Origin of the sequence: Gaiella sp. (assembly GCF_035710885.1) — a bacterium.
GTDB lineage: Bacteria > Actinomycetota > Thermoleophilia > Gaiellales > Gaiellaceae > Gaiella.
The window spans coordinates 37,718-52,899 of the sequence record NZ_DASTCS010000054.1; the positions used below are offsets into that span (position 1 = coordinate 37,718).

Sequence of the window (15,182 nt, forward strand, 5' to 3'; positions counted from 1 at the left end):
CGATCGGCCCGGCATTATGCATTTCCGCATCACGCAGGCACGGGGAGAGGTCGCTGCTATAAGTTCTACTTATGGACACGCGTCAGCTCGCAGCGTTCTGCGCGGTCGTCGAGCGACGCTCCTTCTCCCAGGCTGCCGACCAGCTCGGTGTCACGCAGCCCGCGGTCTCGCTCCAGGTACGCGCGCTCGAGAAGCGCCTCGGGACGCAGCTCCTCGACCGCTCCGGCCGTCGTGTCGAGCCGACCGAGGCGGGCCTGCGCCTCTACCGGGGGGCGCAGCGGCTGCTCGCGCTGGAGGAGCAGGTGCTGGACGAGGTGATCTCGGAGGGCGTCGGCGAGCTCGCGGGGACGCTCGCGATCGGCGCCTCGACAGGCCCCGCGGCGGTTGTGGTGCCGCAGCTCCTCTGCGAGTTCCAGCAGGCTCACGGCGAGGTGCGCGTCGGACTGGAGGTACACGACACGAAGACGGTCGTCGAGCTCGTGGCCGAGCGCCGGCTGGAGCTGGGCATCGTCGGCGCCGCCCCGCGGCACCGCGGCGTTCGCTTCGAGCCGTTCGCGTACGACGAGGTCGTCCTGGTCTGTCCTCCCGGCCATCGCTTCGCGGGGCGCGTGCTCGACGTCCACGAGCTGGCCTCCGAAAACCTCGTCGTGATGCAGGAGGGCGCCGGGGTGCGTCGGATCGTCGACGACGAGCTCCGTCGCCTGGGGCTGCGCCTGCGCGACCTCGACGTGCGGCTCGAGCTCGGGTTGCAGGAGTCCGTCCGGAGCGCGGTGCTCGCCGGCTACGGCGTGACGTTCATCTCGCGCGCGGCCGTCGAGGCGGAGCTCGCCTCGGGCGCCCTCGTCGAGGCACGGATCGAGGGGATGGACGGACGCCGGGAGATCTCGATCGCGCGTGGAACGGGCCGTGTTCAGAGCCGGGTCGCCGAGGCGTTCGCGGAGTTCGCGAGGGAACGCACGGCCACGCTCGGTCGTGGGCTCGGGCTCGCGCCGTCGACACCGGACCCGCCCGCTTGAACGAGTCGCCGCCGAGGCGGATCGTGCGCTTCGGGGCGGGATCGCTCGCGGAGCTGCGGGACGTCTGCGCGGAGGCCGGGATCTCGCGGCCGCTCCTCGTCGCGTCGCGCCGCGGCGTGGGCTCGGTGGGAGACCTACCCGTGGTCGAGACGTACGGCGGCGTCCGCCCTCACGTCCCGGCCGAGACGGTCCGGGAGGCCGCCGGCCTCGTTCGGCAGAGCGGTGCGGACGGCCTCGTGGGCCTCGGCGGCGGAGCCGCGATCGACACCTGCAAGGCGGTCGTTGCCGAGCTGGCGGGCCACGGACACGAGCCGCTTCCCCGCATCGTCGCGATCCCGACGACGTACGCGGGCGCCGAGTGGACGCCGTACTTCGGGATGCTGCTCGCGCCGGGACGGAAAGGCGGAGGCATGGACGAGCGCGCGACGCCGGTCGCGGCGATCTACGACCCGGAGCTGACGCTCGACCTGCCGCTCGAGGCGACGGTCGGGACCTCGATGAACGCGCTCGCACACTGTGCCGAGGCGTACTACCACCCGTCGCGAACGCCCCGCGCGGAACGGAACGCCGACACCGGTGCGACCGCGATCGGATACGCACTACCGCTCGTCGTGAAGCGCCTCGACGTGATCTACGGCCGCACGCGGCTCCTCGAAGGGGCGTTTCGCGCCGCACTCGCGCTCGCCGACTCGGGCCTCTGCCTCGCACACGCGATGGCGCAGGCGCTCGGTGGGCGCTACGGCCTGCCCCAGGGCACGATGAACGCCCTCTGCCTGCCCGTGGCACTTCGCTTCAACGCAGTGGCCGTGCCGAGCGCGGTCGAGCGGTTCGGGACGGCTCTCGGGACGAGGGATCCGGCGTCACGGGTCGAGGAGCTCGCCCGGCTCGGAGGGTTCGAGCGCCTGCGGGACTTCGGCGTCCCGGAGGCGGACCTCGACGAGGTCGCAGACGCCGTCGTCGCTCGCCCCGGCGCCAGGGCGAACCCGCGGAGGGCGAGCGCCGGGGACGTCGCAGGGCTGCTGCGGTCGATCTGGTAGCTACCGGAAGCGCTCCCCCTCGTCTCGGCGGTAGCCCCACCACGCGAGGGCGCCGAACGCGAGCGCCCAGCCGATGAGCGCCGCGGCGTGGTGGAGCGGCAGCGGGCTGTCCCCCGTCGCGATCGAGTCCAGCACCTCGATCCAGCTGCGCGTCGGCAGGACCTGCGAGGCGAGGTCGGCTCCGTGGGGGATGTCGCCCGGGCGTGCCCAGAGGGCGCCGGCGATTGCCAGGGGGAGGAAGATGAGGTTGGCGATCGGAAGCGCAGCTCGGGGTGGCAGCCAGTAGCCGAACGCGATCCCGAGCAGGGCGAAGGGCGCGCTGCCGAGCAGCAGCGCGAACACGAGCGCCGCGAACCGCCACGGGGCCATCCCGGCGCCGTACACGGTGGTGCCGACGACGACCACGACGGCGACGGTGGCGGCGGCGAACACCAGGGCGGACAGGACGCGCCCCGCGAGCCGGGTCGCCGCCCCGGCCGGAAGGGTGCGCAGGTAGGTCTCCCAGGGAGTCGTGCGAGCCGTTGCGATCCCGACGCCGAACTGGAAGAACGTCACCGTCAGGAGCGCGGTGGCGGCGAATCCTGCGAGGAGGCGCTCGGGCTCGCCTCGCGAGAGCGGGGAACCCACGATCAGCATCAGGATCGCGGGGAACGCGAGCGTGGGCAGCGAGTAGGCCGGATAGCGGGCGAACTGCAACGTCTCCGCACGCGCGTGAGCGAGGGCGAGCCTCACGCCGGGTTCTCCCTGGTCAGCGTCACGAACGCGTCCTCGAGGCTGACCGGGGTCACCTCGAGCTCGCGGAACGGGACGCCGGAGCGAACCAGCTCGGTGACGAAGACGTCCGCATCCTCGACGTAGACCACGTGGTGGTCGAGGTGCGAGTCGATGCTCGCGATCCCGTCGAGCCGGGGAACGCGCTTCGCCCGCAGCGTGACCCTGGTCGTGCCCGCGCGCGCCCGCACCTCGGCGACGCTCCCCTCCAGGATCACACGACCGCGTGCGAGCACGACGACGCGCGTGGCGATCTCCTCGGCCTCGCCGAGCTGCTGCGTCGTCAGCAGCACCGAGCCCCCGCCCGCTGCGAAGCGGGCGAGGTCTCGGAGGAGCCCGCGTCGCGCCGCCGCGTCCATTCCGGCGGTCGGCTCGTCGAGAAAGAGCACGTCGGGCCTCCCGGCGAGCGCCAACGCGACGGCGAGCCGCCGTCGTTGTCCCCCCGAGAGGCTCATTCCCTGGCGGTCCGCCAGGGACCCGAGTCCGAGACGGTCGAGGGCCTCGCCGGTCGAGCGCGCGGTGGGGAAATGCGCCCGAACGAGGTCGGTCGTCTCGCGCACACGGAGCGTCGGCGGGAAGCCGACCTCCTGCAGCACGGCGCCGACGCCGCGCCGCGCAGCCGGGTCGCGCGGATCGCGGCCGTCGAGCCAGGCACGACCGGCATCGGGTCGGCGCAGCCCGAGCATGATCGCGACGGCCGTCGACTTGCCCGCTCCGTTCGGCCCGAGCAGGGCCAACACCTCGCCGGCACGCAGCTCGAGATCGACCCCGTCCAGCGCCCGCACGTCGCCGAAGGACTTGACGACGCCCTCGAGGCGCGCCGCTGGCTCTGCGGATGCTGGCGCCATCGAGTGGTCTGCGTGCTTCGGCGGCGGGTCGGCGGGCGGTCGCGGTGATGCTACGACCGTGCGCGCGGTCCCGCCAGTGTCCAATAGGGACATGTCCCGTTCGGCCAAGGAGGCGGCGCCCACGAGGACGTTGTAGCCTCCATGGGCAACGATTGCCGTGTGCAGGCGGCCGGTCGCGAGGTAGGTGAGGCCGAACACGGAGCCGGTGGCCAGGTGCACGGCGGCGGTGCGTCCTTGGCGTGGCGCGTGACTTGCCGCGAAGAGAACGGTGCTGACCGCCAGCGCAAGCGGGCGTCCGAGGGGCGCGACGAGGAGGCCGAGCACCAGCCCGCGCCAGATCGCCTCCTCCTCCGTCGACTTGGCCGTGAGGACGACGCTCCGCGCGAGGAGGCGCCGCCGCGGCGCCGCCGCCAGCGCCGCCGCGGGGATGCCGCGTCGCGCGAGGACGAGGAACAGCCCGAGGGCGGCGATCGACCCCACGAGGAAAGCCTCGCCCGGCGCGTGGGGCGTGAGGTCGGCCGGGGCGATCGGCGGGGCGACGAGCATCACACCGACGGCGATCGCAACCCAGGCGGCGACCTGCGCGCATCCGCGCATCTACCCGCCCCCGGACGCGACGGGAAGGAGATACAGCGAGGCTTCGTGCAGCCCGTCCGCGCCCACGAGGTCGTCCACGCGGCGGTCGTAGAACCCGCCCACGGGCTGCGCGGTCAATCCGAGCGCGGCAGCGGCGAGGAGCAGGTTCTGGGCCGCGTGGCCCGCCTCCAGCAAGGTGAAGCGGTACGCGCGCTGGCCGTACTTGAACCGGGAGCGCCAGAAGACGGCGGTGAGCACGATCACTGCCGCGCTCGGCACGACGAGCTCCTCGTAGGGCGTCAGCTCCGCCAACACCCCCGCGGAGACCGGCTGCCGTAGCCGTTCCAGCACATGCCGGATCGGGTCGTAGTGGTAGAGCCCCGTCTCGATCTCCTCGATGCGTTGGCACACGACGTAGAGCTCGAGGGGGTAGAGGGCGCCACCCGAGGGGGCGCTGCGCAGAGACTGGTGCGGTCCGGCCGGTCGTGTGACCCCGTAGGCGGTGTGCAGCAGCGTCGCGAGCTCCAGGACGGCGAGCGGCCGGGCTCCGTAGTCGCGCCGCGAGCGTCGACCCGCGATGGCCGTCGCGAGCGCCGCGTCGCCCAGGCTGGGCGGTGGAAGCCGGACGGCAGGCAGATGGGCGTAGCGCTTGACCGACCGACTGGCCGTGACGCGCATCTCGGCGCTCCGCTCGAGCCTGGCTGCCCCCAGCACGTAGGGGTCGGTGACGCCGGGATACATGCGCGACGCCTCGTGGTAATCCTCGGTCGGATCCGGCGAGCGGAGCTCGTCCACACCGAGCACCTGGGTGAGCCTGACGGTGGCCACCAGCTCGGCCGCGGTCGTGACGCCGTCGTCGGCGGGCGAATGAGCCCCCGTCGTCACGGGAACGGGTGCGGATGCGGGTTGACGTCCGCTGGCTCCAGCGGAGCCGTCGCAAGGCCGACGTCGCATGCGGCCGTGTACAACCGCGGACAGCCCAGGAAACGCGCTTCGTGCCAGACGTCGAGCTGGCACAGCTCTGGCGCGATAACGCGGGCGACGTGGAGCCCGAGCGACGCGACGTCCGGGGTCGTGACGTCCACGGCGTATGCCGAGATGCCGTGGCGGGCGAGGCGCCGGAGGACTGCCTCGATCTGCTCGCGAGGAGTGGAGCCCTCGAGTGGGCGGACGTCCCGGAGCGCCGTCCGGGTCGAGGAGGCATCGAGGAACGAAGCGAGGCGCGCCCGCTCCTCGTCCGCGTAGTACAGCATGTGCTGGTCGAAGGTCTTCACCTCGGCCGCCGACGGGAGCGGCGCCTCGGGGGAGCTTGCGAGCTCCATCCCGAGCCAGCGATAGACCCCGAAGCTCTCGGAGAGGGCCTTCAGCCACGCACGTTGGACGGTCGACGCGCAGCCGGCGCCCAGCGCGAGCGCGGCGCGCGACCCGGGCGGCCCATGAAGGACCGAGATCGCCACCGGGACGCCCAGGAAGGCGCATCCGTCGAGGACGCTGTACCGCAGGCCCGTGGGCTCGAAGTAGTCGCGCTCCAGGTCGACGGCTCCCGGGTCGTCGGACCACTCGAGCAACGGGAGGGAGAGCCGGTTGTTCCAGGCCAGCATGACCGCGTCGCGCTCGACCAGCTCGAGCAGCGCGGCCAGGCAAGCCTCGTCGCGGGTGGGGCCGCACGCGAGTCCACTCGTGGTCGAGTACGCGATCGGCCGAGGCCCGGGTGCGACGCGCCCGAGGTAGACGACGTCGGCCGGGAGCTGCACCGACGACCCGTCCTCGAGCGACTCGCCCTCCACGAACGTCGTTCGGGTGTCCAGCGTGAACGGGGCGAACGGGAAGCCGGGCCGTGCGACCTGGTCGTCGCGGAACAGGCCGAAGCGTGCGGGATCGACGGCGGCGTCGCCGAGCGCGCGGGCGGTCGCGACGCGGACGCGCTCCGGGGGGACGTACATACCGCAATAGCGCTCGAGCGCCTCGCCGATCGCGGCGGCCCGTGCGCCCGACTCGTCGCGATCGGCGCCGCTCCCGTACTCGACCGCCGTCACCCCGAGCGTCCGGCGCGCGGATGCGAGGTCACAGGCGCTGTTGGGCAGGCGGGTCTCGTCGGGAGCGTGCATGGTGCGCATGGTCTGCCGGACGATTCCCACGAGCGGGGAGGCTGCGTCCTCGAGGCGTTCGAGGGCAACGCTCAACGGCGTGAACGCCGGCCCGGCCACGGCGACGGTCATCTTCTCTCCGGATACCAGGGCAACGGCACTGCGCGGCCGGCAGCTGGCCCGCATGCTGCGCAGCGCGGGACGCGGAGGGCGAGATGGTGGGTGAGACGCACGACGGGTCCCGGCTCGAGTGCGTAGAAGCGTCCCGGAAGCGACGGGTCGTCCACGGTCAGCCACCTCAGGACGAGGAGGGCCGCGAGCCCTGCCGCGACGACGGCCAGGGAGGGTGGCGCCGGCGCGCGAGTCGGCTCGTCCTCGATCAGGTCGAAGTCCTCCTCGTACCCCGAGCAGGCCGCTCGTCGGAGGCGATAGCAGGCACGACAGGCGGACGAGTGCGGGAGGAACAGTGGCCCCACGACGAGATGCCTGCCGTCGTAGGGCAGCACCTGGAGCCACGCCTGCCGGCGCTCGAGCTGTAGCCGGTTGAGGGTGTCGAGACGGCCGATCTCCTGCCGACCGGGGACGGCTATCGGAAGGGCTCCGGCGCCGGGATCGGCATCCAGCGGCAAGGCATCCACCCCGCTGACTCCCATCTCCTCGAGCTGGCGTGCGACCTCCGCGGCAGTGGGGCCCGAGCCGAGCACGGCCGCGCGCGCGGCGAGCAGTCTCTCCCGGGCGGTCTGCGGCGTGACCCTGCGGGTGACCGCGGCGGCGAAGGTCGCCGCCGCGGCCAGGGGATCTCCGCCGTCCGCATGTTGCGGGCCGTCCAGAAGCAGCTGGTTCTGTGCGAGGAGCCCGAGCGCCCGCCGCACGGCGGGCGCGACGGGCCGCCCCATCGCCTCCTCGAGCTCGTCGACCGTGCGGCTTCCGTCCAGCAGCGGCACCAGCTCGGGGAGGAGCGTCGCGGCTCCCCCGCCTTCGAACGTGACGACCGTCCCGCCGTGCTCGACGAGCATGCGGCGGCGATCGGAGGCCAGCCGGCACCACGGCGGCAACGCCGGACGCTCCGGGATCGCGGGCCCGGTTGTCCGAGACTCGCTCAAAAGCAGAGCACGGAGCAGGAGCAACAGAGCACCACCGAGCAACAGAGACCGCAGCTTCCACAGCTACCGTCATCGACGATCGCGTAGACGGCGGCGCCGTAGCCGCGAACGGTGGCGGAGAGGTCGAGCATCTCCTCCGTCAATACCTCGAACATGAACGGCTCCTTTCGCGTGTCGGGCTTCTGTTGCCAGACTCGCAAATGGAAGGCCCGCGCGCGAGGTGTCCTTTGTCGCAGGACAGCACCGATCTCTCCACAGGCAGGACGGCCGTCCACCACACGCCGGGAGCGACCGATCATCGAACGATGGCCGAGTACGCGCTCGCGACCACCGTTCCGGCCGCGCAGGCCCGGTCGACCATGGCCGGCCCCCCTTCGACCGGGTCGCGCTCCGCTACCTGTACGCCGAGGGCTGGATCGGAGGCCGCACCAACCAGGCGGACTGTGTCTTCGCGAGCCCCACGCTGTGGCGGATGACGGCGACGGTCGCGCGGGTCGCGTTACGCGCTCACGCGCTGGACCGCCGCCGCCTCGAGCCGAACCTGGTCCGCGTCCTCAGGCGCGGTCGGCAGCCGCCTGCGTGGCCGCGACGACACGGCGCAGGCTGGCGATCCCGGCCACGCGGCCGTTCTCGTCCACGATCGGAAGGTGGCGGAAGCCGTTGTCCAGCATGATCCTGGCCGCCTCCTCGAGGCCGGTGTCGACGCCGGCCGTGATCGGATCCTCCGTCATCCACTGGCGCACGCGGGCCTCGCTCGTGTGGACGCGGGCGGCCATCGCCTTGAGCATGTCCCGCTCTGTGAGGATGCCGATCAGGCGTCCGTAGTCCTTGACGACGACCGCGCCGACGTTCGCCTCGCTCATGCGCTCGGCGACCTCGCCCAGCGTGTCCTCGGGGGCGACCTCGATCGGTTCCCGGCGCATGATCTCGGAGAGGCGAAGCATGAGCGGAGTCTACCCGCGCCGTCGGCGGATAAGCAGCCCTAATGGAGCGCATTAGAATTGCCACGATTGCGGTAGGATGCGGCCGTGGCGCGGGTCGCCCCTACAGACGTGCTCGTCGTCGGCAGCGGGGCAGCTGGGCTCGCCGCCGCCGTGTCCGCCGCGCGCGAGGGCGTTCGAGTGGCGGTGGCCACGAAGACGACGCTCCAGGCGAACAATTCCTCGAAGGCGCAGGGCGGGATCCAGGCGCCGCTCGGGGAGGACGACTCACCGGAGATCCATGCGGAGGACGTGGTGCGGTCGTCGCACGACACGGCCGACCCCGATCTCGTGGAAGTGCTCACCTCGGAGGCCCCGGCCGCGATCGCCTGGCTCGAGGAGCTCGGCTGTGCGTTCACGCGGGAGAACGGCGGTTACCGCCTTGCCCGCTGCGGCGGAGCCTCTCGGCGGCGCCTGCTCCAGGTGGGAGACCGAACCGGCCATGCGATCACCAAGGCGCTGCGCGAGGGGTTCGAGGGAGGGGACGGCGCCACGCTCGCCCACCACCGTCTGGACGCGCTCGAGCCGACCGCGAGCGGCTGGCGCGCGTCCTTCACGACCCCTGACGGCCCCGACGAGGTGGAGGCGGCGACCGTCGTGCTCGCATCCGGAGGGCGCTGCTTCGCCGAGGCCGCGACGCGCCGCGAGCTCTCCACCAACCATCCCAACGCCACCGGCGAGACGACCAGGATCGCGCTCGACGCCGGCGCCGCCGCGCGTGACCTCGACGCGCTCCAGTACCACCCGAACGGCGGCGCCTGGCCGGCGACCATGCAGGGGTACTCCATTCCCGAGACCACCCGCGCGTACGGGGCGGTGCTCCTGAACGCCGACGGCGAGGAGTTCACGGACTCGCTGGGGCCGCGCGACGAGGTGTCGCAGGCGATCTTCGACGAGGTCGAGTCCGGGCGGGGCGTCGTCACGGAGGACGGCCGGCCGGCGGTGTGGCTCGATACGACCAGGATCTCCCCGGAGGACGCCGAGGTCTCGCTTCCCTACATGCTGCGCCGGTACCGGGGCGGCGGCATCGACCCGCTCTCCGAGCCGATCCTCACCTACCCCGTGCTCCACTACCAGAACGGCGGGCTCGTCATCGACACCCGGGCCGAGACGACCCTCGAGGGCGCCTTCGCGTGCGGCGAGATCGCCGGCGGCACGCACGGGCGAAACCGCATGATGGGCAACTCTCTCCTCGAGTGCGTCGTGTTCGGCCGCCGGGCCGGGGCGAACGCCGCGACGAAAGCGAAGGCATGACAACGATCACGTCGACGGATCTGGCCCAGGCCGTGGAGGACGCCGCGGCGCACCTCTACGTGTGGGCGCTGAAGGACATCCCGCAGGACCTCCGCGACGCCCTGAAGGCGGCACTGGGGCGGGAGACCTCGGTCACGGGGATCCGGGTCCTGGAGACGATCCACCGGAACGTGGAGATCGCGGACGAGCAGAAGAACCTCGTCTGCCAGGACACGGGCATCGCCGTCTACTACTGCCGCGTCGGCGAGCACTTCCCGCTGCACCCCGCGCGCATCTACGCGTCCCTGAAGGCGGGGACGGAGCGGGCGACGGTCGAGCATCCGCTGCGCTCGAACACGGTGCACACGCTGACACGCGAGAACACCGGCCCCAACGTCGGCTACCGCGTCCCGATCGTCCACTGGGACTTCCTGCCGGACTGGGACGGGCTCGACGTGAAGTGCGTGCCCAAGGGGTCGGGCTCGGAGAACATGACGTTCCTCAAGATGCTCGTGCCCGCCGACGGCGTGAACGGGATCAAGAAGTTCGTGCTCGAGTCGATCGTCGGTGCCGGCGGCAAGCCGTGTCCACCCGGGATCGTCGGGATCGGGATCGGCGGCTCGGCGGACTACGCGATGCACCTGGCGAAGGAGGCGATCGCGCGTCCGGTGGGAACGCGGAACGAGGATCCTCTCGTCGCACAGCTCGAGGACGAGCTGTACGACCTCCTGAACGAGACGGGAATCGGCCCGATGGGGCTCGGGGGTGACGTGACGGTGCTCCAGTGCCACATCGAGCACGCGGACACGCACATGACGCTCAACCCGGTTGCGGTCAACTACCAGTGCTGGGCAGCGCGGCGCGCGTCGGCCCACATCGCCGCGGACGGCACCGTCGACTTCGACCGGGAGGCGTGAGGTGGCCGCACCGGATCGAATCCAGCGCGCTGTGGAGAAACCGGCTCGAAGCCGGGACGACTCCGCGGCCGGCCGCGACGTAGAATCGGCAGTGAGGGTGGCGGGAGGCCTCCCCACCCTGGGTGGGGGTTTGCGCTCGCGTACTCGCGCTCTGCGACACGCCGGCCTGCGGGCGGTCGCGCCGCCCGCTCCGCCGGTCGTCCCGGGCCGGGTGGTCTGATGGCCCAGCACGAGGTCACGTTCCCGATCACGGACACGGCGGAGATCCTGAAGCTGCGCGCGGGCGACGAGGTGATCGTCCAGGGGCACATCATCGGCATCCGCGACCGGACGCAGATCCGGATCTTCGACCAGGGGATCGAGCCCCCGATGGACCTGACCGGGGCATTTCTCCTGCACACGGCGCCGAACGTGCGCAAGGTCGGCCCCGGCCGCTACGAGAAGATCTGCATCGGCACGACCACGAGCGCCCGGATGGTGCGGTTCACCGAGGGGCTCGGCGCGCAGTACGGCGTGCGCGCGATCTGCGGCAAGGGTGGCTTCCCGGACGAGGCGATCGAGCCGATGGAGCGGCTCGGGATGGTCTACTTCGCCATCGTCGGCGGCGCGGCTGCGCTCGAGACGACACAGATCGAGGAGATCGAGGAGGTCGCCTGGGAAGAGCTGATGCCCGAGTGCCTCTGGAAGTTCCGCGTCAAGGACTTCGGGCCGCTGATCGTGGGCATCGACGCACACGGCGGATCGCTGTACCGCGAGGTTCAGGACCGCGCGAAGACGAAGCTGGAGGAGCTCTATGCCCGACTTCAATGACGGCTTCCTCGGCGTCCCGTCGCGCCCCGGGAAGCCTCGCGACGTCGGCGTCACCCACGTGATCGACAAGGGTCTCAACCTCCGCGACATCGAAGGGCTGTTCGACACCGCGGGGCAGTTCGTGGACATCGTCAAGTTCGGCTGGGGGACGAGCTACGTCACCAACAACCTCGAGAAGAAGATCGCGCTCTACCGGTCGTTCGCAACACCTGTCGTCTGCGGCGGAACCCTGTTCGAGGCGGTGTACGGCCGTGGCCGGATCGACGAGTTCAAGACCTGGCTCGTCGAGCACCGCTTCTCGCACGTCGAGATCTCGGACGGCACCGTCGAGATCCCTCGCGAACGGAAGCTCGAGCTGATCACCGACTTCGCCCGGGACTTCACCGTGCTCTCGGAGGTCGGCTCCAAGGACTCGGACGTCGTCTTTGCGCCCTACCAGTGGGTCGAGTGGATCAACGAGGAGCTCGCCGCCGGTGCCTGGAAGGTGATCACGGAAGGACGGGAGGGCGGGACGGCCGGGATCTTCCGCGCCGACGGGGACATGCGGACGGGACTGCTCGACGAGATCGCGCACGGGGTGCCGATCGAGAACGTGCTCTTCGAAGCGCCCACGAAGTCCTCGCAGGCCTGGTTCGTGAAGCACTTCGGGCCGAACGTCAACCTCGGCAACATCCCACCGGACGAGGTGATCCCGCTGGAGACGCTGAGGCTCGGGCTCCGCGGCGACACGCTCAAGGAAGTGCTCCTGGCCTCGGCGCCCGTGCCCGATGATCCGGCGCCCCTCGCCTGATCGCCGGCCCGCCATGGGGCGCTGACGTGGACTGGAAGCTCTCCCTCGCCGGGCTCCTGGTCGGGTTGCTCGTCGGCGTCACCGGGATGGGCGGCGGCTCGCTGATGACCCCGCTGCTCGTGCTGTTCTTCGGCTTCAAGCCGTCGATCGCGATCGGCACGGACATCGTCCACGGGGCGATCTTCAAGTCGTTCGGGGCGGTACAGCATCGTCGCCTGGGGCATGTCCACGCGCGCCTGACCGCCTGGATGCTGCTCGGCTCCGCGCCGTTCTCGATCCTCGGCGTGACGCTCGCGTGGTGGCTCAAGCGCGAGTACGGGGACGGCTACGAGGACACGGCCAAGGCGATCCTCGGCGTTGCGCTCGTCGTCTGCGGGATCGCCTTCCTCGTCAAGGCGTACCTCCACTCGAGCCCGGAGGACAAGCCGTTCCTGCTCACGAACCGCGACCGCGCGATCGCATTCTCGACCGGCGTCGTCGGCGGCTTCGTCGTCGGCCTCACGTCGGTCGGCAGCGGCACGCTCTTCGGCCTCGTGATGCTGATCGCGTTCCCGCTGACCGCCGCGAAGATCGTCGGCACGGACATCTTCCATGCGGCGATCCTTCTCGCCGTCGCGGGCGCGGGACATCTCGTCGCCGGTCACGTCGACCTCGCGGCCACGGGCTGGCTGTTGATCGGCTCCGTGCCCGGCGTCCTGATCGGCGGGCACTTCACGGTCAGGCTTCCCGACCGAGCGCTCAGGATCGCGCTGGCCGCGACGCTGACCCTCGCCGGCGTGAAGCTGGTCGACCCGCCTGGAGCGGACATGATCGTGCTGGCGGGCGCGATCGCGGCCGCGATCGCAGCGCTCGTCGTGTTGGGGCGCTGGCTGGCGACTCGCAGCGTCGCCCCGACCGCCGCCCCCGGCGAGGACCCGGCCCGCTAGAGCGTCTTCCGGAAGACGATCGACCGTCGACCGTAGCCCATGCGCTCCCAGAACGGCACCGACACTGGGCTCTCCGCCCAGGTATCGAGCAGCACGACGCTCGCGCCCTGCTCGCGTCCCCAGGCCTCGGCTTTCTCGACGAGCAACGTCGCGACGCCGCGGCGGCGGTGGGCCTCCGCCGTCAGCACCGCGTTGACGAAAAGCCGCCGCTCGCGGAAGTCGCGCGCGCCGAAGAACCGTCGCCATTCCTCCGGCTCCTGGATCACAGCCTCGAGGTAGCCGGCGACGTCGCCGGCGAGCTCCGCGACGAGCGCGAGCGTTCTCGGCCCGTCGTCCCACTCCACGGCGATCCACTCGGCGAAACCGTCCAGGTCGCCCTCCGCGAACAGCTCGGGCGCGAGCCTCGCGTAGTACGCGCTGCTCTCGTTGCTCAACGCGGCCAGGGCGGGCGCGTCCTCCCGCGTCGCTCGCCGGACCACGATCTCCCCGGGCACGGGCCGAGTGTAGGTCGGCACGGGCGCCGCGTTCTACGTCGAGCGGTCGCCGGCGAGCGGCGGGGGGAGCGGGCACGAGACGAACCGCTGGCCCGTCAGCCGGTAGCCGAGCTTGTAGGCCGTGCAGCCGGCGCAGAAGCCGGTGGTCGCAGCGAGGAGCGCCAGGGCAGCCACGAGGAGCCCCAGCACTGTGCCGAGGCCGGAGAGACCGGTTGCATAGGCGGTCGATGCCGCCGCGAGAACGCCGAGCCCGACCATGTTCGCGAAGCGCGGCGGGCGGGCGTCCTCCAGGCGCCCCTCGCCGAGACGCGGCTGCACGAGCTCGAAGTACGCGACGCACGGGAGGCACCAGCGGCGGCCGAGCGTCAACCCGAGCGCAAGCTGCAAGGCGAGAAGGGCGAGGAGCCACCACCAGCCCATCGCAACGCCGAGCAGCGAGACGAGACCCACGACGACCTGGTTGAAGCGTGGCGCTCGCTCGTCGATCAGCTGCGTGTCGCGGTAGGGGTCTGCGCGTCGCTCTCGCTTCACTTCGGGAAGTAATACCAGTCCGTACAGTGCCCGCGTGACCGAACCGGGCCTGCCGCTGATCGTCCTCGGCGTCCGCCGGTCGGGCACGACGCTGCTTCGCGTGATGCTCGATCGGAACCCGGCGCTCGCCGTACCGGACGAGTCGTACTTCGTCCCGCAGCTCGCGCGCCGTCACCGCCGGGCGGTCCAGCCGAGGGCCTTTCTGGACGACCTCCGGCGGCTGCCGACGCTCGTGGAGTGGGGCCTCTCACCGGACGTGGTCGCACCACGTCTTCGTCCCGGGATGGCCACGGGTGCCGCGATCGCGGCGGTGTTCGAGGCCTACGCCGCCGAGCGCGGCAAGCCGCGCTGGGGTGACAAGACGCCGCTGTACATGCAGCACCTGCCGCTGCTCGAGCGGCTCTTCCCTGACGCGCTCTTCGTCCACCTGGTCCGAGACGGGCGGGACGCCGCGCTGTCGTTCCTCTCGGTGCCCACCGGGATCATGACCAAGGGATGGGGACACCCGCGTGACGCTGCGGGCTTCGCATGCCAATGGGCGACCGAGGTTCGTGCGGCGCGGGCGCTCGGGGCGCGTGTCGGCGCTGCCCGCTACCTCGAGATCCGTTACGAGGCTCTCGTTGCCGACCCATCCGCCGGGCTGCGGCGCGTGTGCGACTTTGCCGGGCTCGTGTTCGACGAGGACATGCTCGCCTACGTCGGGCAGACCGATTCGGCGCGCAAGGAGCACCAGCAGCGGCTGGGCGAGCCTCCGCGGACCGGCGTGCGCGACTGGCGCACCGAGATGACCGCGAAGGAAGGCGCGGCGTTCGAGCACGTCGCGGGCGACCTGCTCCACGCACTCGGCTACGAGGTCTCCGGCCGTGGGCACGACCGCGCGCAGCTCGCCGCCTACCGCGCCAAGACCTCTGCCTGGCGTGCCGTCGGTGCGGCCACGCAGCGCTCGCCGCTCTGGCGCCGGCGTCACGCGGTTCTCCAGAAGCCCGGTGTCTGACACTTTCGGCCCTACGCCCACCGGGGCGGACGAGGCAGCCCGCGTCGATTGTCCACACCGCGCCCCGAA

At 71.6% G+C, this 15,182-nt stretch carries 17 protein-coding genes; 8 read left to right on the forward strand and 9 right to left on the reverse strand.

Annotated features, from left to right (window positions below; all coding sequences use genetic code 11):
* The first annotated feature begins 71 nt into the window (after nt 1-71).
* Together VFO26_RS13340 and VFO26_RS13345 are read left to right on the forward strand one after the other, a co-directional pair.
* Nucleotides 72-1,016, forward strand: a complete 945-nt coding sequence (locus tag VFO26_RS13340; RefSeq protein WP_325115512.1) for a LysR family transcriptional regulator — start codon at nt 72-74, stop codon at nt 1,014-1,016.
* 23 nt (nt 1,017-1,039) lie between these two features.
* Nucleotides 1,040-2,053: an iron-containing alcohol dehydrogenase gene (locus VFO26_RS13345; protein WP_325115513.1), complete on the forward strand. Its 1,014-nt coding sequence runs from the start codon at nt 1,040-1,042 to the stop codon at nt 2,051-2,053.
* Here VFO26_RS13345 and VFO26_RS13350 read toward each other — a convergent pair whose 3' ends face one another.
* From VFO26_RS13350 to VFO26_RS13380, 7 genes are all read right to left on the reverse strand, one after another.
* The gene (locus VFO26_RS13350; RefSeq protein ID WP_325115514.1) at nt 2,054-2,785 is read right to left on the reverse strand and encodes an ABC transporter permease; all 732 of its coding nucleotides are present in this window, start codon (nt 2,783-2,785) and stop codon (nt 2,054-2,056) included.
* Nucleotides 2,782-4,269 (reverse strand): ATP-binding cassette domain-containing protein, encoded by a 1,488-nt coding sequence (locus VFO26_RS13355; RefSeq protein ID WP_325115515.1) that lies wholly within the window; start codon nt 4,267-4,269, stop codon nt 2,782-2,784. Before VFO26_RS13355 ends, VFO26_RS13350 begins: the two co-directional genes overlap by 4 nt.
* A complete protein-coding gene (locus VFO26_RS13360; protein WP_325115516.1) occupies nt 4,270-5,133 on the reverse strand; it encodes a SagB/ThcOx family dehydrogenase in 864 nt (287 codons plus the stop codon).
* Complete coding sequence (locus tag VFO26_RS13365; RefSeq protein WP_325115518.1) at nt 5,130-6,467, reverse strand: YcaO-like family protein; 1,338 nt, start codon at nt 6,465-6,467, stop codon at nt 5,130-5,132. Before VFO26_RS13365 ends, VFO26_RS13360 begins: the two co-directional genes overlap by 4 nt.
* Nucleotides 6,464-7,351, reverse strand: coding sequence for a TOMM precursor leader peptide-binding protein (locus tag VFO26_RS13370; RefSeq protein ID WP_325115519.1), 888 nt, complete (start codon nt 7,349-7,351; stop codon nt 6,464-6,466). Before VFO26_RS13370 ends, VFO26_RS13365 begins: the two co-directional genes overlap by 4 nt.
* 83 nt (nt 7,352-7,434) lie before the next feature.
* Nucleotides 7,435-7,593: a hypothetical protein gene (locus VFO26_RS13375; protein ID WP_325115520.1), complete on the reverse strand. Its 159-nt coding sequence runs from the start codon at nt 7,591-7,593 to the stop codon at nt 7,435-7,437.
* A 399-nt stretch (nt 7,594-7,992) separates the two neighbouring features.
* Nucleotides 7,993-8,382, reverse strand: coding sequence for a CBS domain-containing protein (locus tag VFO26_RS13380; RefSeq protein ID WP_325115521.1), 390 nt, complete (start codon nt 8,380-8,382; stop codon nt 7,993-7,995).
* An 84-nt stretch (nt 8,383-8,466) separates the two neighbouring features.
* On the opposite strand from VFO26_RS13380, the gene VFO26_RS13385 reads away from it, so the two are divergent.
* From VFO26_RS13385 to VFO26_RS13405, 5 genes are all read left to right on the forward strand, one after another.
* On the forward strand, nt 8,467-9,672 hold the full coding sequence (locus tag VFO26_RS13385; protein ID WP_325115522.1) for an FAD-dependent oxidoreductase: 1,206 nt from the start codon (nt 8,467-8,469) through the stop codon (nt 9,670-9,672).
* On the forward strand, nt 9,669-10,568 hold the full coding sequence (locus VFO26_RS13390) for a fumarate hydratase (RefSeq protein WP_325115523.1): 900 nt from the start codon (nt 9,669-9,671) through the stop codon (nt 10,566-10,568). The genes VFO26_RS13385 and VFO26_RS13390 overlap by 4 nt, the downstream gene beginning before the upstream one ends.
* 219 nt (nt 10,569-10,787) lie before the next feature.
* Nucleotides 10,788-11,378, forward strand: a complete 591-nt coding sequence (locus VFO26_RS13395) for a FumA C-terminus/TtdB family hydratase beta subunit (RefSeq protein ID WP_325115524.1) — start codon at nt 10,788-10,790, stop codon at nt 11,376-11,378.
* On the forward strand, nt 11,362-12,168 hold the full coding sequence (locus VFO26_RS13400) for a phosphosulfolactate synthase (protein ID WP_325115525.1): 807 nt from the start codon (nt 11,362-11,364) through the stop codon (nt 12,166-12,168). Before VFO26_RS13395 ends, VFO26_RS13400 begins: the two co-directional genes overlap by 17 nt.
* A 26-nt stretch (nt 12,169-12,194) precedes the next feature.
* Nucleotides 12,195-13,094: a sulfite exporter TauE/SafE family protein gene (locus VFO26_RS13405; protein ID WP_325115526.1), complete on the forward strand. Its 900-nt coding sequence runs from the start codon at nt 12,195-12,197 to the stop codon at nt 13,092-13,094.
* Here VFO26_RS13405 and VFO26_RS13410 read toward each other — a convergent pair.
* Nucleotides 13,091-13,588 (reverse strand): GNAT family N-acetyltransferase, encoded by a 498-nt coding sequence (locus VFO26_RS13410; RefSeq protein ID WP_325115527.1) that lies wholly within the window; start codon nt 13,586-13,588, stop codon nt 13,091-13,093. The genes VFO26_RS13405 and VFO26_RS13410 overlap by 4 nt on opposite strands.
* A gap of 33 nt (nt 13,589-13,621) precedes the next feature.
* A complete protein-coding gene (locus VFO26_RS13415) occupies nt 13,622-14,119 on the reverse strand; it encodes a DUF4395 family protein (protein WP_325115528.1) in 498 nt (165 codons plus the stop codon).
* A gap of 34 nt (nt 14,120-14,153) precedes the next feature.
* Here VFO26_RS13415 and VFO26_RS13420 point away from each other — a divergent pair, with 34 nt between their 5' ends.
* Nucleotides 14,154-15,113 carry a sulfotransferase gene (locus VFO26_RS13420; RefSeq protein ID WP_325115529.1) on the forward strand — a complete coding sequence of 320 codons (960 nt, stop codon included), beginning with the start codon at nt 14,154-14,156 and terminating at the stop codon, nt 15,111-15,113.
* The last annotated feature ends 69 nt before the right edge of the window (nt 15,114-15,182 follow it).